Origin of the sequence: Pseudomonas sp. UMAB-40, assembly GCF_900095275.1 — a bacterium.
GTDB lineage: Bacteria > Pseudomonadota > Gammaproteobacteria > Pseudomonadales > Pseudomonadaceae > Aquipseudomonas > Aquipseudomonas mandelii_B.
Window position 1 is genome coordinate 450,044 of the sequence record NZ_LT607551.1, and the last position, 25,181, is coordinate 475,224.

At 60.1% G+C, this 25,181-nt stretch carries 25 protein-coding genes; 14 read left to right on the top strand and 11 right to left on the bottom strand.

All coding sequences use genetic code 11. The features are described 5' to 3' along the window. Window positions 1-4: 4 nt before the first annotated feature. Window positions 5-1,240 carry a nicotinate phosphoribosyltransferase gene (gene pncB / locus K0F88_RS02000; RefSeq protein ID WP_219093661.1) on the bottom strand — a complete coding sequence of 412 codons (1,236 nt, stop codon included), beginning with the start codon at window positions 1,238-1,240 and terminating at the stop codon, window positions 5-7. A 101-nt stretch (window positions 1,241-1,341) separates the two neighbouring features. Beyond that, a complete protein-coding gene (locus K0F88_RS02005) occupies window positions 1,342-2,250 on the bottom strand; it encodes a LysR family transcriptional regulator (RefSeq protein WP_219093663.1) in 909 nt (302 codons plus the stop codon). Between the two features lie 175 nt (window positions 2,251-2,425). Between K0F88_RS02005 and K0F88_RS02010 the strand changes: the two genes are divergently transcribed. From K0F88_RS02010 to K0F88_RS02050, 9 genes are all read left to right on the top strand, one after another. After that, window positions 2,426-3,916, top strand: a complete 1,491-nt coding sequence (locus K0F88_RS02010) for an aldehyde dehydrogenase family protein (RefSeq protein ID WP_219093666.1) — start codon at window positions 2,426-2,428, stop codon at window positions 3,914-3,916. A gap of 162 nt (window positions 3,917-4,078) precedes the next feature. Next, window positions 4,079-5,362: an FAD-binding oxidoreductase gene (locus K0F88_RS02015; RefSeq protein ID WP_219093669.1), complete on the top strand. Its 1,284-nt coding sequence runs from the start codon at window positions 4,079-4,081 to the stop codon at window positions 5,360-5,362. Between the two features lie 364 nt (window positions 5,363-5,726). After that, window positions 5,727-6,860 (top strand): ABC transporter substrate-binding protein, encoded by a 1,134-nt coding sequence (locus K0F88_RS02020; protein WP_219093672.1) that lies wholly within the window; start codon window positions 5,727-5,729, stop codon window positions 6,858-6,860. 171 nt (window positions 6,861-7,031) lie between these two features. Beyond that, the gene (locus tag K0F88_RS02025; RefSeq protein WP_046064350.1) at window positions 7,032-7,946 is read left to right on the top strand and encodes a branched-chain amino acid ABC transporter permease; all 915 of its coding nucleotides are present in this window, start codon (window positions 7,032-7,034) and stop codon (window positions 7,944-7,946) included. Between the two features lie 3 nt (window positions 7,947-7,949). After that, a complete protein-coding gene (gene livM, locus K0F88_RS02030) occupies window positions 7,950-9,233 on the top strand; it encodes a high-affinity branched-chain amino acid ABC transporter permease LivM (protein WP_219093675.1) in 1,284 nt (427 codons plus the stop codon). Then, window positions 9,230-10,105 (top strand): ABC transporter ATP-binding protein, encoded by an 876-nt coding sequence (locus K0F88_RS02035; RefSeq protein WP_109627727.1) that lies wholly within the window; start codon window positions 9,230-9,232, stop codon window positions 10,103-10,105. Before livM ends, K0F88_RS02035 begins: the two co-directional genes overlap by 4 nt. Further along, window positions 10,102-10,818: an ABC transporter ATP-binding protein gene (locus tag K0F88_RS02040; protein ID WP_219093678.1), complete on the top strand. Its 717-nt coding sequence runs from the start codon at window positions 10,102-10,104 to the stop codon at window positions 10,816-10,818. The genes K0F88_RS02035 and K0F88_RS02040 overlap by 4 nt, the downstream gene beginning before the upstream one ends. A gap of 329 nt (window positions 10,819-11,147) precedes the next feature. Further along, on the top strand, window positions 11,148-11,549 hold the full coding sequence (locus tag K0F88_RS32205; RefSeq protein ID WP_255142024.1) for a hypothetical protein: 402 nt from the start codon (window positions 11,148-11,150) through the stop codon (window positions 11,547-11,549). A 110-nt stretch (window positions 11,550-11,659) separates the two neighbouring features. Beyond that, entirely contained in the window at window positions 11,660-12,427 is a 768-nt protein-coding gene (locus tag K0F88_RS02050) for an SDR family oxidoreductase (protein ID WP_219093681.1), read from the top strand. A gap of 122 nt (window positions 12,428-12,549) precedes the next feature. Here the strand turns inward: K0F88_RS02050 and K0F88_RS02055 are convergent, their stop codons facing one another. From K0F88_RS02055 to K0F88_RS02085, 7 genes are all read right to left on the bottom strand, one after another. Then, the gene (locus K0F88_RS02055) at window positions 12,550-13,677 is read right to left on the bottom strand and encodes an AGE family epimerase/isomerase (protein WP_219093683.1); all 1,128 of its coding nucleotides are present in this window, start codon (window positions 13,675-13,677) and stop codon (window positions 12,550-12,552) included. A 201-nt stretch (window positions 13,678-13,878) separates the two neighbouring features. After that, window positions 13,879-14,451 carry a HupE/UreJ family protein gene (locus K0F88_RS02060; protein WP_094469380.1) on the bottom strand — a complete coding sequence of 191 codons (573 nt, stop codon included), beginning with the start codon at window positions 14,449-14,451 and terminating at the stop codon, window positions 13,879-13,881. Window positions 14,452-14,480: 29 nt separating this feature from the next. Next, window positions 14,481-15,095 (bottom strand): urease accessory protein UreG, encoded by a 615-nt coding sequence (gene ureG / locus K0F88_RS02065; protein ID WP_219093686.1) that lies wholly within the window; start codon window positions 15,093-15,095, stop codon window positions 14,481-14,483. A 23-nt stretch (window positions 15,096-15,118) separates the two neighbouring features. Further along, on the bottom strand, window positions 15,119-15,793 hold the full coding sequence (locus tag K0F88_RS02070; protein ID WP_219093689.1) for an urease accessory protein UreF: 675 nt from the start codon (window positions 15,791-15,793) through the stop codon (window positions 15,119-15,121). After that, a complete protein-coding gene (gene ureE, locus K0F88_RS02075; protein WP_219093692.1) occupies window positions 15,790-16,290 on the bottom strand; it encodes an urease accessory protein UreE in 501 nt (166 codons plus the stop codon). The genes K0F88_RS02070 and ureE overlap by 4 nt, the downstream gene beginning before the upstream one ends. A gap of 269 nt (window positions 16,291-16,559) precedes the next feature. Next, the gene (locus K0F88_RS02080; protein ID WP_219093695.1) at window positions 16,560-17,192 is read right to left on the bottom strand and encodes a TetR family transcriptional regulator; all 633 of its coding nucleotides are present in this window, start codon (window positions 17,190-17,192) and stop codon (window positions 16,560-16,562) included. 175 nt (window positions 17,193-17,367) lie between these two features. After that, a complete protein-coding gene (locus K0F88_RS02085; protein WP_219093698.1) occupies window positions 17,368-17,754 on the bottom strand; it encodes a hypothetical protein in 387 nt (128 codons plus the stop codon). A gap of 386 nt (window positions 17,755-18,140) precedes the next feature. Between K0F88_RS02085 and K0F88_RS02090 the strand changes: the two genes are divergently transcribed. Then, window positions 18,141-20,216, top strand: coding sequence for an AsmA family protein (locus K0F88_RS02090; RefSeq protein WP_219093701.1), 2,076 nt, complete (start codon window positions 18,141-18,143; stop codon window positions 20,214-20,216). Window positions 20,217-20,333: 117 nt separating this feature from the next. Here K0F88_RS02090 and K0F88_RS02095 read toward each other — a convergent pair whose 3' ends face one another. After that, the gene (locus tag K0F88_RS02095) at window positions 20,334-21,236 is read right to left on the bottom strand and encodes a LysR substrate-binding domain-containing protein (RefSeq protein WP_094469372.1); all 903 of its coding nucleotides are present in this window, start codon (window positions 21,234-21,236) and stop codon (window positions 20,334-20,336) included. Between the two features lie 117 nt (window positions 21,237-21,353). On the opposite strand from K0F88_RS02095, the gene K0F88_RS02100 reads away from it, so the two are divergent. The 3 genes from K0F88_RS02100 to K0F88_RS02110 all read left to right on the top strand — a co-directional run bounded on the left by K0F88_RS02100 (window position 21,354) and on the right by K0F88_RS02110 (window position 23,296). After that, a complete protein-coding gene (locus K0F88_RS02100) occupies window positions 21,354-21,992 on the top strand; it encodes an FMN-dependent NADH-azoreductase (protein ID WP_094469371.1) in 639 nt (212 codons plus the stop codon). Beyond that, window positions 21,992-22,297, top strand: coding sequence for a multidrug efflux SMR transporter (locus tag K0F88_RS02105; protein WP_094469370.1), 306 nt, complete (start codon window positions 21,992-21,994; stop codon window positions 22,295-22,297). The genes K0F88_RS02100 and K0F88_RS02105 overlap by 1 nt, the downstream gene beginning before the upstream one ends. Before the next feature lie 108 nt (window positions 22,298-22,405). Next, window positions 22,406-23,296, top strand: coding sequence for a triacylglycerol lipase (locus K0F88_RS02110; protein ID WP_219093704.1), 891 nt, complete (start codon window positions 22,406-22,408; stop codon window positions 23,294-23,296). 62 nt (window positions 23,297-23,358) lie between these two features. Here the strand turns inward: K0F88_RS02110 and K0F88_RS02115 are convergent, their stop codons facing one another. Beyond that, a complete protein-coding gene (locus K0F88_RS02115; protein ID WP_219093707.1) occupies window positions 23,359-24,246 on the bottom strand; it encodes a DMT family transporter in 888 nt (295 codons plus the stop codon). Between the two features lie 97 nt (window positions 24,247-24,343). Here K0F88_RS02115 and K0F88_RS02120 point away from each other — a divergent pair, with 97 nt between their 5' ends. Further along, window positions 24,344-25,126: a helix-turn-helix transcriptional regulator gene (locus K0F88_RS02120; RefSeq protein ID WP_094469367.1), complete on the top strand. Its 783-nt coding sequence runs from the start codon at window positions 24,344-24,346 to the stop codon at window positions 25,124-25,126. Window positions 25,127-25,181: the final 55 nt, after the last annotated feature.

The window sequence follows — 25,181 nt, forward strand, 5'->3', positions numbered from 1 at the left end:
GAATTCACTCCTTGCTAGTGGTGCCAGATGTGCTGGAAAGGGCGGCAGGTACTTTGAAAACGTGTCGCAAATAGGCGACGAAATTCGGGTCTTTGCAGTGAGTCTTGCCAGGCTCATCGGAAATCTTTGCCACGGGCTGGCCGTTGCAGGCCGCCATTTTAAGCACGATGCTCATCGGTTCGACACCCGGAATATCGCAGGTCAGGTTGGTGCCGATACCGAAGCTGACATTAATCCGACCGCGCAACGCCCGGAATATTTCCAGGGATTTGGGCAGTGTCAGGCTGTCGGAGAACGTCAGGGTCTTGCTCATCGGGTCGATGCCCAGCTTTTGATAGTGGGCGATCGCCTTTTCTGCCCAGATCACCGGATCGCCGGAGTCATGGCGCAGGCCGTCGAAGAGCTTGGCAAAGAACAGGTCGAAGTCGTTGAGGAAGGCATCCATGGTGATGCAGTCGGTGAGCGCAATCCCCAGCAGGCCCCGGTACTCGCGGACCCAGCAATCGAGGGCGGCAATCTGGCTGTCGATCAACCGTGGACCGAGCTGCTGATGCGCCATGATCCATTCGTGGGCCATGGTGCCCAAAGGCTTCATGTCCAGTTCCCGTGACAGATGCACGTTGCTGGTGCCGACGAAACGCCCGGGGAAATCGTGCTTGAGCACATTCACCACTTCTTCCTGCACCCGGTACGAGAAACGACGGCGTGTGCCGAAATCGGCTACCTGCAATTCGGACAACTCATCGCTGCTGGCGTTGGCGGTCAGCCAGTCGAATTTGCGGTAGAGCTGCTCGCGAGCCTGTTCCAGAACGATTTCGCGGTAGCGATAGCGGTTGCGCACTTCGCTGACGATGGACAGCAGCGGCACTTCAAACAGGATCACATGCAGCCACGGCCCGCGCAGACGGATGAACAGTTCGCCGTTTTCAATCCCGGTGTGGACGTAGCGCAGGTTGAAGCGGAACAGTCCGAGAAAACGCAGGAAGTCCGGCTTCATGAAGCTGATGCGTTCCATGAAGCTCAACTGATCGGCGCTCAGGCTCAACTCGGCCAGGCGTTCGATCTGGAAACGTATCTCTGCCAGATACGGGCGCAGATCCTCACTGTTACGGCAACGAAACTCCCATTCGACTTCCACGTTCGGGTAGTTGTGCAGCACCGCCTGCATCATCGTCAGTTTGTAGAAGTCGGTGTCGAGCAGGTTCTGCACGATGCGATCGCCAAACACGCTCTCGCTCATAACGGGGTTCTCCACATTGAATAGCGATAGTGGCGCATATCGGTGATGGGTATTGCCAGCAATTTCTGCGTTGACCGTGACCTACACAGCTCCAACAGGGGCTATTCGGCGGGCGTAGGATTGTCGATCTGCTCCAGCATCCACTTCACAAAATCCCGCACTTTGGGCACTTCCGCCGAATGCTCGGGGTACGCCAGGTAATAGGCATCGGTGCTGGGCATCGCGTGCTGCCAGGGTATGACCAGTTTGCCGTCGGCCAATTCCTCTTCCACCAGAAAACGCGGCAGCAGTGCCACGCCGCAGCCGACCTGGGCGGCGCGGATGCACATATAAAAAGTTTCGAAGCGCGGGCCGTGGTAGCTGTGTTCGGTGTGGTAGCCCTGACTGTCGAACCAGTCATGCCAGGCCTGGGGCCGCGAGGCGTTTTGCAGAAGGACGAGGTCGGCGAGCTGCGTAGGGTCGGTGAACGGCGTGTCCGGCAGACTGCCCGGCGCACAGACGGGCACCAGCTCCTCGCCAAACAGCTTCAGGCATTCGGTGCCGGGCCGCGAGCCCTGGCCGAAGTAGAACGCCAGGTCGCTGCGACCTTGCAGCAAATCGTCGGCTTCCTGCTCGCTGCACAGGTCCAGATGGATTGACGGGTGGCGCAGGCGCCAACCTTTCAGGCGTGGCACCAGCCAGCGCGCGCCGAAGGTCGGCGGCGTCGAAACCCGCAAGACTTCGGTCTCGCCGCCGTAGGAGCGCAGGTAATGGGTCGACATCTCGACCTGGGTGAGGATTTTTCTTACCTCCACCAGATACAAATCACCGGCCGGGGTCATTTGCAGGCGTCGGCGCACCCGGCGGAACAACAAGTGCTGCAACAACTCTTCGAGTTGCGCGACCTGTTTGCTGACGGCGCTCTGGGTCAGGTTCAGCTCTTCGGCGGCCCGGGTGAAGCTCAAATGCCGGGTCACGGCCTCGAAACACTGCAGCGCGGTGATCGACGGCAAATAGCGTTTATTCAGCATGGACGGTCCTTTTTCTTGTTTCTTTTACTGCCAGCAATTCAAAGCATGAATAAACGGAATGATATCTCTCTTAAAGGTCGTTTGTTGGGTAACCTCCGGGGAGCTAAAACTACAGGTCTGATCAGCCGTGAATATCCGGCTGCACGTTTTCTGTTTTTTGCTCGAGGAGTGACCCATGGTTGCCGCATTGCTTGATCGTCTTGGTGTGAACCCGGCCCTGTACCAGAACGGCAAAGTGCCGGTGCATTCGCCGATCGATGGCAGCCGGATCGCTGCCGTGAACTGGGAAGGCGCCGCTGAAGTCGAGCAGCACATCAGTCGTGCAGATCATGCGTTCGAATTGTGGCGCAAGGTCCCGGCCCCGCGCCGTGGCGAGCTGGTGCGCCAACTGGGCGACATCCTGCGCGAATACAAGGCTGACCTTGGCGAGCTGGTGTCCTGGGAAGCAGGCAAGATCACTCAGGAAGGCCTGGGTGAAGTTCAGGAAATGATCGATATCTGCGATTTCGCGGTCGGCCTGTCCCGTCAGCTGTACGGCTTGACCATCGCTTCCGAGCGTCCTGGCCACCACATGCGCGAAACCTGGCACCCGCTGGGCGTCGTCGGCGTCATCAGCGCCTTCAACTTCCCGGTCGCGGTCTGGGCCTGGAACACCACGCTGGCGCTGGTATGCGGCAACCCGGTGATCTGGAAACCGTCCGAGAAAACCCCGCTGACCGCACTGGCCTGCCAGGCGCTGTTCGACCGCGTACTGAAGAACTTCAGCGACGCACCTCCACACCTGAGCCAAGTGATCATCGGCGGCCGCGATGCCGGCGAAGCGCTGGTCGATGACCCGCGTGTCGCGCTGATCAGCGCCACCGGCAGCACCCGCATGGGCCGCGAAGTGGCACCGAAAATCGCCGCACGTTTCGCCCGCAGCATTCTGGAACTGGGCGGCAACAACGCCATGATCCTCGCGCCAAGCGCCGACCTGGACATGGCCGTTCGCGCCATCCTGTTCAGCGCCGTCGGCACCGCCGGTCAGCGTTGCACCACGTTGCGTCGCCTGATTGCCCATGAGTCGGTGAAGGAAGAAATCGTCACCCGCCTCAAGGCTGCCTACTCCAAGGTCCGCATCGGCAATCCGCTCGAGGGCAACCTGATCGGTCCGCTGATCGACAAAAACAGTTTCGAAAACATGCAGGACGCGCTGGAACAGGCCTTGAGCGAAGGCGGCCGGGTGTTTGGCGGCAAACGCCAGCTGGAAGACAAATACCCGAACGCTTATTACGTCTCGCCGGCCATCGTTGAAATGCCCGAGCAGAGCGATGTCGTCCGTGACGAAACCTTCGCGCCGATTCTGTATGTGGTCGGTTACAAGGACTTCGACGAAGCGCTGCGCCTGAACAACTCGGTGCCACAAGGCCTGTCCTCGTGCATTTTCACCACCGACATGCGTGAAGCCGAGCAGTTCATGTCGGCGGTGGGCAGCGACTGCGGCATCGCCAACGTCAACATCGGCCCGAGCGGCGCGGAAATCGGCGGCGCGTTTGGTGGTGAGAAAGAAACCGGTGGTGGTCGTGAGTCGGGCTCCGATGCATGGCGCGGGTACATGCGTCGCCAGACCAACACCGTGAACTATTCGCTGGAGTTGCCGTTGGCTCAGGGCATCACGTTCGACTAAACACAGTTCTTGAACCCATGAAGAACCCTGTGGGAGCGAGCTTGCTCGCGATGAGGGCCTGTCAGCCGACATCAATGTCGACTGACAGGTAGCAATCGCGAGCAAGCTCGCTCCCACAATGAATGGTGTGTGGATTGGTTAGGTTTCTGTTGGAGTCTGGCAATGCCGTTACGCGAAGAGTGTCTGTGGGAAAAACTGACGCCGCAAAGGCCTGACAACGCGGCGCTCAAGGGTGAAGTGAAGGTTGATGTCTGCGTCATCGGCGCCGGTTTCACCGGTTTGTCGGCGGCAGTGCATCTGCTGGAAAAAGGTAAAACGGTCTGCGTGCTCGAAGCCCATCGCGCCGGTCACGGCGGTTCGGGGCGCAACGTCGGGCTGGTCAACGCAGGGATGTGGATTCCACCGGACGAGATCGAAGCCGGGTTCGGCGAAGCGGTGGGCAGTCAGCTCAATCGCATGTTGGGTGCAGCGCCGTCCCTGGTGTTCAGCCTGGTCGACAAATACAACATCGATTGCCAGTTACGCCGTGAAGGCACGCTGCACATGGCGCACAACGCTCGTGGCGAAGCTGATCTGCGCAGTCGTGAAGAACAATGGAAACGTCGCGGCGCGCCGGTCGAGCTGCTGACCGGACAAGCCTGCGAGCAAGCGACGGGCACCAAAAAGATCGCCGCCGCGTTGCTCGACAAGCGTGCCGGCACGATCAACCCGATGGCTTACACCACGGGCCTGGCCAAAGCGGCCATCAGCCTCGGCGGTCAGCTGTTCGATCATTCCCCGGTGACCCGACTCGAACGTCAGGGCCAACGCTGGTCAGTGCAAACTGCTCAGGGTTCAGTGCTCGCCGAGCAAGTCGTCATCGCCTCCAACGCTTACACCGAAGGCGACTGGACGGAGTTGCGGCGCAATTTCTTCCCCGGTTATTACTATCAAGTGGCGTCGGTCCCGCTGACCGAAGACGCCGCGCAGCAAATTCTGCCCGGCGGCCAGGGTTCCTGGGACACGCGCCAGGTATTGAGCAGTATTCGTCGCGACAAAGACGGTCGTCTGTTGCTGGGCAGTCTCGGCAACGGCAATCAGAAACCGGCCTGGTTCCTCAAGGCCTGGGCTGATCGGGTGCAGCAGCACTATTTCCCCTACCTCAAACCCGTGGAATGGGAATGCACCTGGACCGGTTGCATCGCGTTTACCCCCGACCATTTGATGCGTTTATTCGAGCCAGCGCCCGGTTTAGTGGCAGTCACCGGTTACAACGGCCGGGGCGTGACGACGGGGACGGTGGTCGGCAAAGCCTTTGCCGATTATCTGTGTAACGGAAATCCTCAGGCGCTACCGATTCCCTTCGCCCCCATGCAGCCATTGGCCGGGGTGGGTTTGCGCAGTTGTCTGTACGAGGCCGGTTTCTCGCTGTATCACGCAGGCCAGTGCTTGCGGATCGTTATTTGATTGTTGAAATTTGTTGCTGGGAGCGGCGCTTTTTCGCGCAGCGACTAGCCTGTAAAAGGTGCGGGTTGTAGCAGTTCCGCACCAGCAGTGTGCACTTCGGTGACGCACGTTGTTACAGGCTGGTTGCACGTCGTTTGGCGCCGCGGTTGCAATGATGGCGCGCGTGGGTTGCGCCTTTAAAAATAATTGGTTTCACCTTCCGCGGTTTAGACGGTTGCACGCCCAATGAAAATGGGATCGAAACAGTCGAAATAACAATAAAGCAGCGACTTTTTTCAGAATAAAAAACCGATGGCACGGCCCTTGCTCTGAGCATTCAGAGAAGTCGCAGTGCCAACTAAAAAAAAACTTGGAGCACCACCTCATGTCCCAGACGTTTTACAAGAAAGGCTTTCTGGCCCTCGCAGTGGCAACTGCGTTGGGTGTTTCTGCGTTTGCACAGGCTGATGTGAAAATCGGTGTGGCGGGTCCGATGACAGGTGCCAACGCGGCATTTGGCGAGCAGTACATGAAGGGTGCACAGGCTGCAGCCGACGCGGTCAACGCGGCGGGCGGCGTTAACGGGGAAAAAATCGTACTGGTGAAGGGCGATGACGCCTGCGAACCGAAACAGGCTGTGACGGTCGCCAAGGACCTGACCAACCAGAAAGTCGCCGGCGTGGTCGGTCACTTCTGCTCCTCGTCGACCATCCCGGCCTCCGAGATCTACGACGAAGCGGGCATCATTGCAATCACCCCAGGTTCCACCAACCCGGCAGTGACCGAACGCGGCCTGAGCGCCATGTTCCGTATGTGCGGGCGTGACGATCAGCAAGGCATCGTGGCCGGTGACTACATCGTCGACGTGCTCAAGGGCAAAAAAGTCGTTGTCCTGCACGACAAGGACACCTACGGTCAAGGCCTGGCGGACGCTACCAAGGCCCAACTGGAAAAACGCGGCGTGAAGCCTGTGCTGTATGAAGGCCTGACCCGTGGCGAGAAAGACTTCAGCACCATCGTCACCAAGATCCGCGGCGCTGGCGCCGACGTTGTTTACTTCGGCGGTCTGCACCCGGAAGCCGGTCCTCTGGTCCGTCAACTGCGTGAGCAAGGCCTCAAAGACGTCAAGTTCATGTCCGATGACGGCATCGTGACCGACGAACTGGTGACCACTGCTGGCGGCCCGCAATTCGTTGACGGCGTGCTGATGACCTTCGGCGCCGACCCGCGTCTGCTGCCAGACAGCAAAACCGTGGTAGATGCGTTCCGCAAGGCCGGTACCGAGCCTGAAGGCTACACCCTCTACGCCTACGCTTCGGTCCAGACTCTGGCCGCAGCTTTCAATGGCGCCAAGTCCAACAGTGGCGAAAAAGCCGCCGAGTGGCTGAAGAAAAACCCGGTCAAAACCGTGATGGGCGAGAAGACCTGGGACGCCAAGGGCGACCTGAAAGTCTCCGACTACGTGGTTTACGAGTGGGACAAGGACGGCAAATACCACCAGCTGGAAAAACAGAAGTGATATGACCTGCTGATCTGCCCGGTGCCTTGTGCGCCGGGCAGTCAATGAACATGTCCGTGCAGTACCTGTCTTTTCTCGTAGAGCTGCACACAACCGTGTTGCCCCGGCGGCTGAACCCCGGTCCGTTGCACCCGGCTTCTGTGCAGTCTCTCAAATGCGTGAGATTGCGTTATGGATGGTATTTTCCTGCAGCAACTGGTCAATGGCCTGACCCTCGGGTCGGTCTATGGCCTGATCGCCATCGGCTACACAATGGTCTATGGCATCATCGGCATGATCAACTTCGCCCACGGCGAGGTTTACATGATTTCCGCTTACCTCGCGGCAATCAGTCTGGCTCTGCTGGCATACTTCGGTATTGAATCCTTCCCGCTGTTGATGCTCGGCACCCTGATCTTCACCATCGTAGTTACGGCGGTGTATGGCTGGGTCATCGAGCGCGTCGCCTACAAGCCCCTGCGCAACTCCACCCGACTGGCACCGCTGATCAGCGCCATCGGGATTTCGCTGATCCTGCAAAACTATGCCCAGATCGCCCAAGGCGCCAAGCAACAGGGCGTTCCGACCTTGTTGACGGGAGCCTGGCGCGTCGAAGTCGGCACCGGCTTCGTGCAGTTGACCTACACCAAGGTGTTTATCCTGATTGCCGCATTCGCCGGCATGGCGCTGCTGACCTACATCATCAAGTACACCAAGCTCGGCCGCATGTGCCGCGCCACTCAGCAAGACCGCAAGATGGCCTCGATCCTGGGGATCAACACCGACCGCGTGATTTCCTACGTGTTCATCATCGGTGCAGCGATGGCGGCCCTGGCCGGCGTACTGATCACCATGAACTACGGCACGTTCGACTTCTATGCCGGCTTCATCATCGGCATCAAGGCGTTCACCGCTGCGGTACTTGGCGGCATCGGCTCGCTGCCTGGTGCGATGCTTGGCGGGATCATCCTCGGGATCTCCGAGTCGCTGTTCTCAGGTTTGGTCAACTCGGACTACAAAGACGTTTTCAGCTTCTCGCTGCTCGTTCTCGTTCTGGTCTTTCGGCCCCAAGGCCTGCTCGGCCGTCCTCTTGTGTCGAAGGTGTAAGCGATGTCTTCAACCACTAAAAAAACCATTGATCTCAAAAGAAGCCTGGTTGACGCGATTCTTGCCGGCCTTGTCGCCCTGATTGTGTTCGGCCCGATTGTCGGCGTGGTCCTCGACGGCTACGGCTTCAATCTGGAAACGACCCGGGTGGCGTGGATTGTCGCCATCGTCATGGCTGGCCGGTTTGCCCTGAGCCTGTTCCTGCAAACGCCCAAGGGCCTGAAAATCCTTGAAGGCTTTGAAAGCACCGGCTCCGGGGTTCATGTACTGCCACCTGATTACAAATCCCGCTTGCGCTGGATTATCCCGCTGTTGATCCTCGTTGCCGTGGTGTTTCCGTTTTTTTCCAACTCCTACCTGCTGGGCGTGGTCATTCTCGGGCTGATCTACGTATTGCTGGGCCTGGGCCTGAATATCGTGGTCGGCCTGGCCGGTCTGCTCGACCTCGGTTACGTAGCGTTCTACGCCATCGGTGCCTACGGCCTGGCACTGGGTTATCAATACCTCGGACTGGGTTTCTGGACGGTGCTGCCGCTGGCGGCCATCACCGCGGGCCTTGCCGGTTGCATCCTCGGGTTCCCGGTGCTGCGATTGCACGGTGACTACCTGGCGATCGTGACCCTGGGGTTCGGTGAAATCATTCGCCTGATCCTCAACAACTGGCTGTCCCTGACCGGCGGCCCGAATGGCATGGCGGCTCCGTTGCCAACCTTCTTCGGCCTCGAGTTCGGCAAGCGCGCGAAGGAGGGGGGCGTCCCGTTCCATGAATTCTTCGGCATCGCCTATAACCCGGACGTGAAGTATTACTTCATCTATGCGGTGTTGTTCCTGGTGGTGCTGGCCGTGCTGTACATCAAGCATCGTCTGGTCAAGATGCCGGTCGGCCGCGCCTGGGAAGCCTTGCGTGAAGACGAAATCGCCTGCCGCTCCATGGGCCTGAACCACGTACTGGTCAAGCTCTCGGCGTTTACCATCGGCGCCTCGACGGCCGGCCTGGCCGGGGTGTTCTTTGCCACCTATCAAGGCTTCGTCAACCCGACCTCGTTTACCTTTTTCGAATCGGCACTGATCCTCGCCATTGTGGTCCTCGGCGGCATGGGCTCGACCATCGGCGTGGTGATTGCAGCCTTCGTGCTGACCGTTGCCCCGGAACTGCTGCGCGGCTTTGCGGAATATCGCGTGCTGCTGTTCGGTGTGCTGATGGTGTTGATGATGATCTGGCGACCGCGCGGCCTGATTCGGATCAGCCGTACCGGTGTGACCCCGCGTAAAGGAGTAGCGCCATGAGCGAAGTCGTACTCTCGGTCGAGAAGCTGATGATGCACTTCGGCGGCATCAAGGCGTTGAGCGATGTCAGCCTCAAGGTTCATCGCAACTCGATCTTTGCCCTGATCGGCCCCAACGGCGCCGGCAAGACCACCGTGTTCAACTGCCTGACCGGTTTCTACAAGGCCTCCGGCGGCAAGATCGAACTCAATACCCGCGGCGAGCGCACCGATGTCATCCAGCTGCTGGGCGAATCGTTCAAAGCCACGGATTTCGTTTCGCCGAAAAGCTTCATCACCCGGATGCGCTACAAGATGTTCGGCGGCACCCACCTGGTGAACCGTGCCGGGCTGGCGCGCACCTTCCAGAACATTCGCCTGTTCAAGGAAATGTCGGTACTGGAAAACCTGCTGGTCGCCCAGCACATGTGGGTCAACCGCAACATGCTGGCCGGCATCCTCAACACCAAGGGCTACCGCAAGGCCGAAAGCGATGCGCTGGACCACGCCTTCTACTGGCTGGAAGTCGTGGACCTGGTGGACTGCGCCAACCGTCTGGCCGGTGAACTGTCCTACGGCCAACAGCGCCGTCTGGAAATCGCCCGGGCCATGTGCACCCGGCCGCAGATCATCTGCCTCGACGAACCGGCTGCCGGCCTCAACCCTCAGGAAACTGAAGCGCTGAGCGCGATGATCCGTCTGCTGCGCGACGAGCACGATCTGACTGTGGTGCTGATCGAACACGACATGGGCATGGTAATGAGCATTTCCGACCACATCGTGGTGCTGGACCACGGTATCGTCATCGCCGAGGGCGGGCCTGAAGCGATTCGCAACGACCCGAAAGTGATTGCGGCCTATCTGGGCGCTGATGAAGAGGAAGTGGTGCTATGAGTCAACCCATCCTCGAACTCAAGGATCTGGATGTGTTTTACGGGCCGATCCAGGCTCTGAAAAAGGTCTCGCTGCATATCGAAGAAAGTGAAACCGTCAGCCTGATCGGCTCCAACGGCGCCGGTAAGTCGACCTTGCTGATGTCGATCTTCGGCCAGCCGCGAGCGGCTAACGGGCAGATCATTTATCAGGGCGTGGACATCACCCACAAGTCGTCGCACTACATCGCGTCCAACGGCATCGCTCAGTCGCCTGAAGGCCGGCGGGTGTTCCCCGACATGACCGTCGAGGAAAACCTGCTGATGGGCACCATCCCTATCGGTGACAAGTACGCTTCCGAGGACATGCAGCGCATGTTCGAGCTGTTTCCGCGGCTCAAGGAGCGCCGTAACCAGCGCGCCATGACCATGTCCGGCGGTGAACAGCAGATGCTCGCCATCGCCCGTGCGTTGATGAGTCGGCCCAAGCTGTTGTTGCTCGATGAGCCGAGCCTGGGGCTGGCGCCGATCGTGGTGAAACAGATCTTCGCGACCCTGCGGGAACTGGCGAGTACCGGCATGACCATCTTCCTGGTCGAGCAGAACGCCAACCACGCGTTGAAGCTGTCGGACCGGGCATACGTGATGGTCAACGGCGAGATCCGCATCACGGGCACCGGCAAGGAGCTGCTGGTCAACGAGGAGGTGCGTAACGCCTATCTCGGCGGGCATTGATGCTCCGCTGAAATATCCACAGCCTCGACGAGCAATCGCCGGGGCTTTTTTACATCCCCAATACTCCCCTGATCCCTGTGGGAGCGAGCTTGCTCGCGATAGCGTCATCACCGTCACAATTGTGGTGACTGACCCACCGCCATCGCGAGCAAGCTCGCTCCCACAGGTGTCCGCCGTGTGCTTCCCGGAAATTGTGGAAAACAATATTCACAAGCTCTCAAAGCGCGACATAAAGCCGCTGCAAATAGTTGTTTTGTCACGCTTTTGACTTGTCCCCGTTTGCTGTGGAGCTGGCTGTGAATAACGTGGGAGTAGCTGTCTGAGAGCCTTTGAATCCGTGGCTTGCAGCGATGTGGTTGTTTTTTGATCAGCTGTTTTTGCTTGACCCGGAACAGGCTTTGTCAACCTTTTTGTTGGCGACCACATCGGCTGAAAATGTGATGGACCAGCCTGTGGATAAGTCTGTGGTTAAACTCTGGAAAGACTCGGCTGAAGGCCGTAGTTACTGGCTTGGCGCCATCGTCGGTTTGACCAGTCCATCGTGCAAAATGCCATGGGCTACACCGCTGGCATTCGAGGGTCAAGCGAAAAACTTTGTAATCTGCCCGCAAAGCCTTGTGGATAGCGGCTCCCGGCTTTTCCACTTGCCCCCGGAAATTGTGGACCTGCCTGTGGATAACGTGCGCGTACATAGCTGCAGGCCACGCCCGGCAAGGCGTTGCCATGATTGATTACTTTTTATACAAAAACACGATGGTTGCCCGTGGGAGCGGGGCCGGGCATGCTGCCAGCTGATTTTCTATTCCAATGGCTGTCCATTAGCCGAAGCAAGGAGAACACGATGTCCAACACCCTGTTTATTACCGGCGCGACCTCCGGTTTTGGTGAAGCCTGTGCCCGTCGTTTTGCCGAGGCCGGCTGGAAACTGGTGCTGACAGGCCGTCGTGAAGAACGCCTCAATGCCCTGTGCGCCGAGTTGTCGAAGCAGACCGAGGTGCATGGCCTGGTGCTCGACGTGCGTGATCGCAAGGCCATGGAGGAGGCGATCGCCAATCTGCCGCCGTCCTTTGCCAAGTTGCGCGGGCTGATCAACAACGCTGGCCTGGCACTGGGCGCTGACCCGGCGCCGAAGTGCGATCTCGATGATTGGGACACCATGGTCGACACCAACATTAAAGGCCTGATGTACGCCACTCGCCTGCTGTTGCCACGCCTGATTGCCCACGGTCGCGGTGCCGGTATCGTCAACCTCGGCTCCGTTGCCGGCAACTATCCGTACCCCGGCAGCCATGTTTATGGTGGGACCAAGGCATTCGTTGGACAGTTCTCGCTCAACCTGCGCTGCGATCTGCAAGGCACTGGTGTGCGCGTCAGCAACATTGAACCGGGCCTGTGCGAGAGCGAGTTCTCGCTGGTGCGTTTTGCCGGAGACCAGGAGCGTTACAACGCGACCTACGCCGGTGCCGAGCCGATCCAGCCTCAGGACATCGCCGATACCATTTTCTGGGTGCTCAATGCGCCGGCGCACATCAACATCAACAGCCTGGAATTGATGCCGGTGAGCCAGACGTGGGCCGGGTTTGCGATTGAGCGTAATGCCAAGGCTTAAGGCCGTGTAACGGCCAATCGCGAGCAGGCTCGCTCCCACAGTAGATTTTCTTTGGCCACATTATTTGTGAACAACAGAGATCAAATGTAGGAGCGAGCCTGCTCGCGAAGGCGGTCGATCAGTCAGCGAAGATAATCGACCAGCCCGCTGTAGCAAGTAGCCAGGTGATAAGGCGTGGTCGATGGCATGTCCTTGCGGCTGACTTCGCCCTGCTCATCGCGACATTCATACCACCCTCCTGCATGCAAAAAGCGTTGCTGCAATGCCTGCAATTGGCGTTGCACCGTGCCTTCGCTGTTTGGACGCAGGGTCAGGGCGCGCAGGTATTCAGCCTGGGCCCAGATGCGCTGGGTGGCATCCTTCGCCGAGCCATCGAGACCAAGCATTGCCGCTACGGCACCCGTCTTCGGATCAACGCCCAGTTGTTCGGTGAGTACAAATGCACGGTCCAGCGAAACATGCAGTTTTGAACCGTGCAGCAGTGGCGAAGACTCCAGCAGGAAATACCACTCGAACTGATGCCCCGGTTCAAACCAGTTATCCACAGCGCCCAGCGGCTTCTCCATCAACACGCTGTGTTGCGGGTCGATAAAACGCTTCTGCATGGCTGTGCATAACTCGACCAGCGCGCGCTGTACGGCGATGTCTTCGCGCACCGACAGGGTCGCGAGGAAAGCTTCGGCCAAGTGCATCAGGGGGTTTTGCAGGGGGCCAGAGTCGAGCGAGGACCAGTCACGCTCGAGGCTGGCTTCATACAGGCCGTCGCCCGTGGCGAAGCGCTGGGCCAGCACTTCCAGTGTCGCGTTGAGGACCGACTCCACCAGCGGCTCGCGCACCTTGCCCCAGTAATGGGCGCAGGCGAAGAGGATGAAAGCGTGGGTGTAGAGGTCTTTGCGCTGATCCAGTGGCGCACCTTGCGGGTCGATGCTGTAGAACCAGCCGCCGTGCTCGGCGTCGTGAAAATGCTGTTGCAAGGAACGGAACAGCGCAGCGGCGCGTTCCTCGGCGGCCGGCACCTGGCCGATCAGGCTGGAAAACAGATACAGCTGTCGCGCGCAGGCCATCGCCCGATAGCGCTGGGGGGGCAGCGGTTGATGCCCGGCGTCCAGCGCTTCATAAGGCAACGCCATGTCGGCATTCCAGCCGGGGCCTTGCCAGAGCGACACGATCACGTCCTGGAAATGCTGTTGCACCGAGGCGAACAGAGCGGTCAATTCAGGCTGGGAGGCGGAGCGGGAAACAGGCGGCATTGGCTGGCGTCGTCACGGCAGGGTTGATTGCGCGACATGTTAGCAGAGAGCCAGGCTTGAGAGAGGCGGTGTCTGTTCGGACGCTATCGCGGGCAAGCCCGCTCCCACAGGGAACATCGGTATTCACACAATCTGTGCTGGCGGCGAATGACCTATGGGAGCGGGCTTGCCCGCGATGAGGCCGGTTCAAGCGTTAGAGAATCAGCCCGCCAGTAACCAAACTCCGGTCGCCGCCGAAGCCGCACCGGCCAATCGAACCAACGGTGCCGCCGCTTGCGGCAACACGCGCACCACGCCATAACCCGCGGCATGCAACGCAGCCGTCGCCGCGACAAACCCCGCCGCATACGCCCAAGGGCTCGACATGTCCGGCAACTCCAACCCATGGGCCACACCATGGAACAGCGCAAACAAAGCCGTCGCACCGACTGCCACGCTCAACGGCGGACGCACGGCCAGGGCCACTGCCAGGCCGAGCGCCAGCACCGACGCCGCAATGCCGCCTTCCAGCGCCGGCAGGTTCAGTCCTTCAAAACCCAACAGTCCGCCAATCAACATGGTGCCGACGAACGTGCACGGCAGCGCCCAGCGCGCGGCGCCTTTCTGCTGCGCTGCCCACAAGCCGACCGCCAACATCGCCAGCAGGTGATCAAGGCCGCCAATCGGGTGGCTGATGCCGGCGATCAAACCGTTGTCGCCGTGGCCCGGGTGAGCGAAGGCGATGGCCGGGGTCAGCAGCAGGGCCAGGGCGCCCAGGATGCGTTTCAGTGTCATGGATAAGCTTCCTTGTTGATAAGTCGAGATCAGGCTGCGGTCAGCAGGCCTTGGCGTTCGATGAAGGCGATGATTGCTTCCAGGCCCAAACCGGTTTTCTGATTGCTGAAGACAAACGGCTTGCCGTTGCGCATGCGCGTGGTGTCGCTGTCCATCATTTCCAGCGACGCGCCCACCAGCGGCGCGAGGTCGACCTTGTTGATCACCAGCAAGTCGGACTTGCAGATCCCCGGCCCGCCCTTGCGCGGCAGCTTGTCGCCCGCCGAGACGTCAATCACGTAAATGGTCAGGTCGGACAGTTCCGGGCTGAAGGTCGCCGACAGGTTGTCGCCGCCGGACTCCACCAGAATCAGATCCAGCCCCGGAAAGCGACGGTTCAGTTGATCCACCGCTTCGAGGTTGATCGAGGCGTCTTCGCGGATCGCCGTGTGCGGGCAGCCGCCGGTTTCCACGCCGATGATGCGCTCAGGCGCCAGGGCTTCGTTGCGTACCAGGAAATCGGCGTCTTCGCGGGTGTAGATGTCGTTGGTGACGACGGCCAGGTTGTAGCGGTCGCGCAGGGCCAGGCAGAGCGCCAAAGTCAAAGCGGTTTTACCGGAGCCGACCGGGCCGCCGATGCCGACGCGCAGGGGTTGTGTGTTCATGTGATTCTCCAAGTAAAAAGGCCCTAGGAACGGAACAGACGGCTGTACTGGCGCTCATGGGCCATGCACGCCAGGGACAGGCCGAACGCGGCGCTGCCGTAGTGTTCGGGATTGATTCGTGTGGCGTCCTGCTGCGCTTGTTGCAGCAGCGGCAGCAGTTCGCTGGTCAGGCGTTGCGCGGCTTGCTGGCCCAGCGGCAGGGTTTTCATCAGCACCGCCAATTGATTTTCCAGCCAGCTCCATAGCCACGCCGCCAGCGCATCTTGCGGGCTGATCTGCCAGGCGCGAGCGGCAAGCGCCCAGCCGAGGGCCAAATGTGGCTCAGGACGCTGCTGGAGAAAGGCGCGGGCCGGCGCATCGAGTTCCGGCAAGCCGTTGAGCAGTTGTTGCAACGAATAGCCCATCTGCCGGCTTTCCTGGTGCAACTCGCGGGTTTCCCGGCTGGCGCGATGTTCTTCGCAGCGTTGCAGCAACTCAGTCCAGTTTTCTTCGGTGGCGGCGGTGCAATGGGCGAGTAGCAGCGGCGCTTCGAAGCGTGCCAGGTTCAGCAGCAACTGATCGCTGATCCAGCGTCGCGCGCTGTCTGCATCGTTCACCCGGCCGTTATCCACTGCCATCTCCAGGCCTTGCGAATAGCTGTAGCCGCCAATCGGCAGTTGTGGGCTGGCCAGGCGCAGCAGCGCCCAGGCCGGGTTCATAACCGGACGCCGAACTGGTGCAGTTTCGGCGGGTAGTTGAAGTCCTCGTCGCCGTGGCGGGAATGGTGATGGCCGCCGCCATAGGCGCCGTGTTCCGGCTGGAACGGTGCCTCGATGTTGTCGACCTTGGCCTCCAACTGTTCGAGCATGGCCTTGAGCACGTAATCATCGAGCAGGCGCAACCAGCCATCACCGACTTGCAGGGCGACGTGGCGATTGCCCAGGTGATAAGCCGCGCGAGTCAGTTCGAACGCGTTGGCGCAAGTGACATGCATCAGTTGCTCGGGGCGGGCGCAGACACGGACGATGCGCCCGTCTTCGGCTTGCAGGCACTCGCCGTCATACAGTGGCGGCTGACCGCGCTCCAAAAACAAACCGACGTCCTCACCTTCGGCACTGAAACAGCGCAAACGGCTTTTGCTCCGGGCCTCGAAGGTCAGGTGCAACTCGGCGGCCCAGACGGGTTGAGGGTCGATTCTGCGATGAATCACCAGCATCGGGAGGCTTCCAGCAATGGACAATGTTCAGGCTAGAGCAAGGGGCTTGCCAATCGGGCGATACGTAGGAAATACCTGTCGGAGCGGAGTGGGTGCTTCAGGAGGCTGCAGGATTCTGACCTGCAATGGTGCGAGGATTTTTCGGCGGCACCAAATTGATGCCTTGACTGGTTTTTGTGGGAGCGGCGGTGCGACGATTCGACGTGCTCACGAAAGCGTCGGCACAATCAACATTGATGTGGCCGACATTCCGCTATCGCGAGCAGGATTTATTCGGTGCTGCCCAGGCCTTGCCAGTGTTTGAGGCCGATGAAGATGAAGCGCAGTTGTTGAGTGATTTTTGCCTGTGGTGTCAGGTGCTCGGGTAGCGCCTCGGGCGGCGGATCGATAATGTCCGGCAAGGTCGCGAACACGCTTTTGACGATCAGGTCCGCCATGACGCTCAGGCCGGCGATGTCCAGATGCTGCAATTTCGGCATCAAGGACAGGTCGGCCGCGAGGTCCGAGCTGATGTCTTCACGCAGGCGGCCAATGGCCTGGCGCACGGGCAGCGATCCACCGTACTGCTCCCGGGCCAGAAACAGGAACTGCGAGCGATTGGCCGAGACCACGTCGAGAAAGATCCGAACCGAAGCGTCAATGATGCCGCCCATGACGAACTCGTTATGGCGCACCAGGCGAATGGTTTCGCGAAAGGTCTGGCCGACTTCGCTCACCAGCACCAGGCCCAGTTCATCCATATCGGCGAAATGCCGGTAGAAACCGGTGGGCACGATCCCGGCGGTTTTCGCGACTTCGCGCAGGCTCAGGCTGCCGAATCCTCGACCACATTCCATCAGGTGACGGGCAGCGTCCATCAGGGCGTTGCGGGTTTGTTGTTTCTGTTCGGCGCGGGGCAGCATCGCAAGGGTGTTTTTCTGGACAGGGACAGCGGCGCACTCTAGCAAATCGGCTTCGCTGGCGTCGAACGACTAATCGGGGGATCAAGCGGGGATATGCAACTTCCAACAAGGCCAAACCCTATAAAGTCAAAAGCCCAATCCGGGGATTGGGCTTTTTTTCAGGGCCGCCATGGGCTCAGCTCAAAGCGCTGTTGCGTTTGATTACACGGTCACCACCACCTTCGGCCAGGGTTTGACCTTGTGGAGTGCGGTCGGAACCATCAGCAGCCAGGGTCTGGCCTTGTGGAGTGCGGTCGGAACCGTCAGCAGCCAGGGTTTGGCCTTGTGGAGTGCGGTCCGAGCCATCCTGAGTGATCAGGCCTTTTTCTTTCAGGCGATCATTGCCACCTTCGGCAAGGGTCTGGCCCTGTGGAGTGCGGTCGGAACCATCGGCAGCGACGGTTTGGCTGAACACCGAGCGGCTGTCTTTGACTTGTGGAGTGGCTTGGTCAGCAGCAGGCAGAGCGAAAGCGGTGCTGGCCAGCATTGAGAGGGTAAGGCTAAGCAGTAATTGGCGTTTCATGATGGGTTGCTCCTTGGGAGGGCGATAAAGTGGGTACGAGGGCAATGCTACTCTCGATAAGTCGATATAAAAGTTCATAAACGCAATGGTAATAATCAACGGAATTGATTGTTCCGTCGAAGCGCTCTAGAACGGGCGTCTCCGGCGATCATTTTTGCCCTGCGATGGGTATTTTCGACCCACTCGTGCCGCACAAAAGTGCGGGGGCGGTAACGCCGGATTCGGGGGCAGTCTCTCCCCGGTCGATTATTTGAGGATTAATCGGTGTTTGGTTTAAACCTGTGGGCCGTTTTCCAGTCGTAGTTTCCATGGCAGGCCGGTTCTGGCCTGACGTTTCACACGTGCGTCGCAGTCAGGACGCTCAGTCGTATCAGGAGCCCTGTGCAATGACGCGCACTCGTAAAATTGTTACCTGGACCTTCGCCAGCCTGATTGTCTTGCTGGCGGTATTGGTTCTGATCATCGTGTTCTTCGATTGGAACCGGATCAAACCGCCCCTTAACGCCAAAGTTTCTGAAGAGCTGCATCGTCCGTTCGCCATTAATGGCAACCTCGCGGTGGTCTGGCAGCGCGAGCCCGACGAGGGCGGTTGGCGGGCCTGGGTGCCGTGGCCGCACGTGGTGGCCGAAGACCTGAGCCTGGGCAACCCGGACTGGTCGAAGAAACCGCAGATGGTCACCCTCAAACGCGTCGAACTGCGTATTTCACCCCTGGCTTTGCTGGCGCAGCGGGTGGTGATCCCGCGTATTGATCTGACCGAGCCGAATGCCGACCTGCAGCGCCTGGCCGATGGCCGCGCCAACTGGACGTTCAAGTTCGATCCCAAGGACCCGAACGCCGAGCCTTCAAGCTGGGTGGTGGACATCGGTGCCATCGGCTTCGACAAGGGCCACGTCACCCTCGACGACCAGAACCTCAAGACTCAGCTCGATGTGCTGATTGATCCGCTGGGCAAACCGATTCCGTTCAGCGATATCGTCGGCGACAAAGCCGCAAAAACGGCGCAGGAGAAAGGCGCGGCTCCCCAGGATTACGCGTTCGCGCTGAAGGTCAAAGGCCAATACCACGACCAGAAACTCGCGGGCGAAGGCAAGATCGGCGGGTTGCTGGCGTTGCAGGACGCGGCCCGGCCGTTCCCGCTCCAGGCACAAGTGAAAATCGCCGATACCCGCGTCGAACTGGCCGGTACGCTGACCGATCCGCTGAACCTCGGCGCCCTGGACCTGCGCCTGAAGCTGGCCGGCACCAGCCTGGGTAATCTCTATCCGCTGACCGGTGTGACCCTGCCGGATACGCCGCCCTACGAGACCGACGGGCATCTGATCGCCAAACTGCATGAGCCCGGTGGCGCGGTGTTCCGCTATGAAGAATTCAACGGCAAGATCGGCGAGAGTGACATCCACGGCAGCCTGGCCTATGTCGCCAGCCAGCCGAGGCCGAAACTCAGCGGCTCGCTTGTTTCCAATCAACTGCTATTCGCCGACCTCGCCCCGTTGATCGGCGCCGATTCCAACGCCAAGCAAAAGGCCCGTGGTGGCGAAAGCAAGCAGCCGACGGACAAGGTGTTGCCGGTCGAGGAGTTCAAGACCGAGCGTTGGCGCGAAATGGACGCCGACGTCGAATTCACCGGCAAGCGCATCGTCCACAGCGAAAAACTGCCGTTCAAGGACCTCTACACGCATCTGGTACTGACAGACGGCGTCCTGAGTCTTGAACCCCTGCGTTTCGGCGTGGCGGGCGGCACTCTGGATGCGCAAATTCGCCTCAATGGCCGCACCGAACCGTTGGAAGGCCGCGCCAGGCTCACCGCGCGCAAGTTCAAGCTCAAGCAGCTGTTCCCGACGTTTGAACCGATGAAAACCAGTTTCGGCGAGCTCAACGGCGATGCCGACATCACCGGCCGTGGCAACTCGGTGGCCAAGCTGTTGGGCAGCGCCAATGGCAACTTGAAAATGCTGATTAACGACGGCGCCATCAGCCGCGAGCTGATGGAACTGGCCGGGCTCAACGTCGGCAACTATGTGGTGGGCAAGATCTTTGGCGACAAGGAAGTAAAGATCAATTGCGCGGCGGCAGACTTCGATATCAAGACCGGTTTGGCCACCACCCGACTGTTCGTCTTCGATACCGAGAACGCGATCATCTATATCGACGGCACGGCGAACATGGCGACCGAGCAACTGGACCTGACGATTACCCCGGAATCCAAAGGCTGGCGGTTGATTTCGTTGCGGTCGCCGCTGTATGTGCGGGGCAAGTTCATCAAGCCGGATGCGGGCGTGAAGGCGGTGCCGCTGATTTTGCGTGGCGCGGGGATGGTTGCGCTGGGCGTGATTGCAGCGCCGGCGGCGGGGCTGCTGGCGTTGGTGGCACCGAGCGGGGGTGAGCCAAATCAGTGTGCGCCGTTGTTGGAGCAGATGAAGGCGGGGAAGGCGCCGGTGACCGTCAAGCCCACAAAATAGTGTGGGCGCCTTCGCGGGCAAGCCTCGCTCCTGCAGGGGAATACTGAACCTGTAGAAGCGAGGCTTGCCCGCGAAGGCGATCTGAAAGGCGCTAAAGGTCTTTCAGAATGTCAGCCATCAAGCCAGCGCATGCCCGGACAGCAACGCCTCCTCGCGCAACCACGCAAAGAACGCCCGCACCGGCGGATGTCGTTCGCGCCCAGGTACGCAAAGCGCGCTGTAGCCGGCGCCATCCACCTGAACGTCGCCCCGGTAGGCGACCAGCAAACAGCTGGCCACGCTTTCCGACACCAGGATATTGCTCGCCAGCACCAGGCCTTGCCCGGCGATCGCCGCTTGCAGGGCGTAATGCTCCTCGTCGTATTCACGGACCGCCGGTTGCCCGGTCAGCCAGGTCTCGCCGGACTGCGCGCACCAGGCCGCCCAGCCGTGGGCGTACAGTTTGGAGTTGTGCCAGCGCACGCTGATCAGCGTGGGCGCCCGGTCGGCCGCCAGCGCCACTTGCTCGGGCGAGCCATAGACACCGAACGATTCGTCGAACAGGCACAGTCCATACAGGTTTGGGTAATCACCCAGGCTGTAGCGCACCACCAGGTCGACGCTGGCGTCCTGATGCAGATCGATGACCTCGCAATGGGTGTCCAGGCGCAGGCTGATATTCGGATGGCGGGCGTAGAACCGACCCAACCGCGGTACCAGCCACAGCGCTGCGAAGGCGGCCGTGGTGGAAATCGTCAGGCTCGCGCTGCTGCGTTGCGGGCGCAAGGTGTCGACGCTTTGCGCCACTTCCAGCAACGCGCCGTGCAGGCTGCGATACAACCGTTCGCCGCCGTCGGTGAGGCGTACTTGCCGTGGCAGCCGCTCGAACAGCTGCACACCGAGCCAACTCTCCAGCGAGCGGATCTGGTGGGACACCGCTGTCGGTGTCACTGAGAGTTCTTCGGCGGCCGCCTTGAAACTCAGCAGGCGCGAGGCAGATTCGAAGGCGCGCAGGGCGGTCAGCGGCAGCGAGGCGAACATTTAAATACTCCATGGATGAAATAAACTCATCCAGACTGATTTCTGCTCAGTTGAAGAAGGGCGGCTGCGAGCATCAATCTGCAGGCCACAGGCAGTTTAGCCCTTAAGGAGATTCAGATGAGCAAGATTCTTGCGATCCATGCCAGCCCTCGTGGCGAGCGTTCCCACTCCCGGCGTCTGGCGGAAGTGTTTCTTTCTGCCTGGCAGGCGCGACATCCGCAGTCGCAGCTGACTCGCCGGGAAATCGGTCGGGCATTGATACCGCCGGTCAACGAAGCCTTTGTGGCTGCGGCGTTTTACCCCGAGCCCCACGCACGTCCCTTGTCGATGCAGGCCGACCTGGCGTTCAGCGATGAACTGGTCGGCGAGTTGCTCGGTCACGATTTGCTGGTAATTTCCACGCCGATGTACAACTTCAGCGTACCCAGTGGCCTCAAGGCGTGGATCGATCAGATTGTGCGGCTCGGGCTGACGTTCAATCACACTCTGGACAATGGCGTGGCGCAGTACGAGCCGCTGGTGCACGGCAAAAAAGCGCTGATCGTCACCAGTCGCGGCGGCTTCGGTTTCGGGCCCGGCGGCGAACTGGAGGCAATGAACCATGCCGATCCGTTGCTGCGCACCGCGCTGGGGTTCATAGGCATCACCGACATCACCGTGGTGGCCGCCGAAGGCGAAGAGTCGGCCGAGCGCACATTCGCGATTTCGCTGGCCGAGGCCGAGCAGCGTTTGCTGGCGCTGGCCCGGGCGTTCTGATGGCCTGGCTGTTTCTGCTGATCGCCGCCGGGTTCGAAGTCACCTTCGCCATGGGCATGAAGTACGCCGAAGGCTTTACCCGGCTCTGGCCATCGCTGATCACGGTGGTGGCCGCCGTCGGCGGGATTTACTTCCTGACCCTGGCCATGCGCGAGTTGCCGGTGAGCATCGCCTACCCGATCTGGACCGCCATCGGTTCACTGGGCACGGTGTTTCTCGGCTTTGCGCTGTTGGGCGAAAGCCTCACGGCGATCAAACTGGTGTCGGTGGGGCTGATCGTGGTGGGCGTGGTGGGGCTGAAGTAGGGTGGATGTCATAGACTGGTCGTCGAGTTGTCATCTTGGGTGACGATGCTTGGCTAATGTCTTGCATCGCGCCTTGCTTCATCTCACCGATCACAAGGATGTCCGCCCATGTCGCAAGGTTCTGCCACGCGTTATCCGTTGGTGCTGGTCCCGGGAATGCTCGGGTTTATCCGTCTGGTGCTGTATCCGTACTGGTACGGGATCATTTCGGCGTTGCGCCGGGGCGGGGCGACGGTGTTTGCGGTGCAGGTTTCGCCGCTCCATTCCAGCGAGGTGCGCGGCGAGCAGTTGCTGGCGCGGATTGAAGAGATTCTGCGGGAAACGGGGGCCGAGAAGGTCAACCTGATCGGTCATAGCCAAGGTTCGCTCACGGCCCGTTATGCGGCCGCCAAACGCCCGGATCGCGTGGCGTCCGTCACGTCGGTCGCAGGGCCGAATCATGGCTCGGAGCTGGCGGATTATCTGGAAAAACATTACCCGGCGGACACCGCCAAAGGTCGGCTGCTGGCGGTATTGCTGCGGTTTATCGGCGCGTTGATGAGTCTGTTGGAAACTGGTTATCGCGGGCCGAAATTACCGGTGGATATCCACGCCTCCCACGAGTCCCTGACGAGTGCAGGCGTGGCGGCGTTCAATCAACGTTATCCACAGGGCTTGCCTGAAACGTGGGGCGGTCATGGCCCGGAAGAGGTCAACGGTGTGCGCTATTACTCGTGGTCCGGGACGTTGCAGCCGGGCAAGACGGATCGCGGCGGTAACCTGTTCGACGGCACCAACCGCAGTTGCCGGCTGTTTGCCAGAACCTTTGTGCGCGAAACCGGGCATTGCGACGGGATGGTCGGGCGTTACAGCTCGCACCTGGGGACGGTGATTGGCGATGAATATCCGATGGATCACTTCGACATCGTCAATCAGTCGCTGGGGCTGGTGGGGAAAGGGGCGGATCCGGTGCGGTTGTTTGTCGAGCATGCGGCCCGGTTGAAAGCGGCTGGCGTGTAAACGTCAGTTGGACCGCGTTATCGTTCTTCGCGGGCAAGTCGGATCGCCGCGAAGGCGTCGGGTCAGGCGACGCTAACCTTGCGGGCCAACACGGTGGTCCAACGCTCCGAAAGCACCACCCCACCCAGCGTCAACACCCCACCCACCAGGTGATACAGCGCCAGCTGTTCATGCAGCACTACCGCTGCAATCAACGCCGTAATCAACGGCAGCAAATTGAAGAACAGCGTGGTCCGGCTCGGTCCCAGACGCACCACGGCTTGCATCCACGCCAACGGCGCCAGCATCGAAGCCAGCAAGCAGGCATAAAGCACCAGCGGAATATTCTGCAAGGTCGGTCCGACCTTCGGTGAAGCAACAAACAGCGGAAACAGCACCACCACCGCCACCAGCACCTGCAAATACAACAACACCAGCGGCGGCAAGCGCAGCTGCCATTTTTTCAGCAGCGTGCTGTAGATCGCATAGGCCAGCGTGGCGATCAGCATCATCGCGTCACCCAGGTTCACGCCATGCTCCAACAGCGCGCCCAGGCTGCCGGACGACACCACCACCAACACCCCGGCGAACGACAACACCGCGCCGGCCAATGCGCCCGCCGTCAGGCGCTGACCGAGGCTGACGATGGCCATGGCCAGCGACATCAAGGGCATCAGCGACAGGATGATCCCCATGTTGGTGGCGGTAGTCAGCGTTGCGGCGAAGTACGCCAGGCTCTGATAGACGGCCATGCCGAGCACGCCAAGGATGAAAACCTTGCCCAGGTTCGGGCGAATCTGCGGCCAATGCGCGATCACCGGTTTGAGCATGAACGGCGTGAACAGAATCCCGGCCAGCAGCCAGCGATAGAAGCCGATTTCCGCGGGGTAGATCACCCCGGCTGACATCTTGGTGATCACGGTATTGCCGGCCCAAATAAAAATGGCCAGCAGGGGATAAGCGTATTGCATCAGAAAAACCATCAACGTTAGTGAGGAGCGATTATCCGCTTGTCTGGATGCAAGCCTATACTTCGATCCAGACAACCTGCCCCGAATGACGGACAGCATGACCAGTAAACACATCGACCTGCTCGACTTCGCAGAATTGCCGTCCCCGGTCTATTTCCGTTATGCCGATTTCGACACCCACGAATATGCCTCGGCCCACCGTCACCCGTGGGGCACCCTCGAGTATTCGGCCAACGGTGTGTTGCACATGGAAATCGGCAGCCGCCGTTTCATGTCGCCGCCGCAATACGCCGTGTGGGTGCCGCCTGAGACCGAGCACAGTTTCTATAGCAATCAACCGATCAACTATCGTGCGGTCTGCCTGGCGCCGGCGTTGTGCCGCGCGTTGCCGCAGCAAGCATGCACGCTGGCGATCAGCGACATTCTCAAGGCGATCCTCAAGGACTTCGCCGCCCGTGACGTGAAAATTCCCGAACACGACGCGGACAAACGTCTGGCGCAGGTGTTGGTGGACCAGTTGCAACAGGTGCCCATCCAAGAGTGTTATTTGCCTTACGCCAGCAGTTCGGGACTGCTCGTAATACTTGAAGCCCTGCAAGCCGAACCCGGGGACAATCGGCCATTGGCACACTGGGCCGCGCAGGTCCACGTCAGCGAACGCACCTTGGCGCGGCAGTTTGTCCGTGAGCTGGGCATGAGTTTCGGCGAGTGGCGGCAACGCTTGCGCTTTCTCGCGGCGATCGAAGCGCTGGACAGTCAACGCAGTGTTCAGAACATTGCCTTTGACATGGGTTACAGCACGGGGTCGGCATTTATTGCGATGTTTCAACGTCAGGCCGGGTGTACGCCTGAGCAATATCGGCGGCAACGGGTTGTCTGAGGTAAGGAAGTAAGTTTGTGTTAGAAGGTTTAAGTGGTGAAGTTTCTTACAGGCT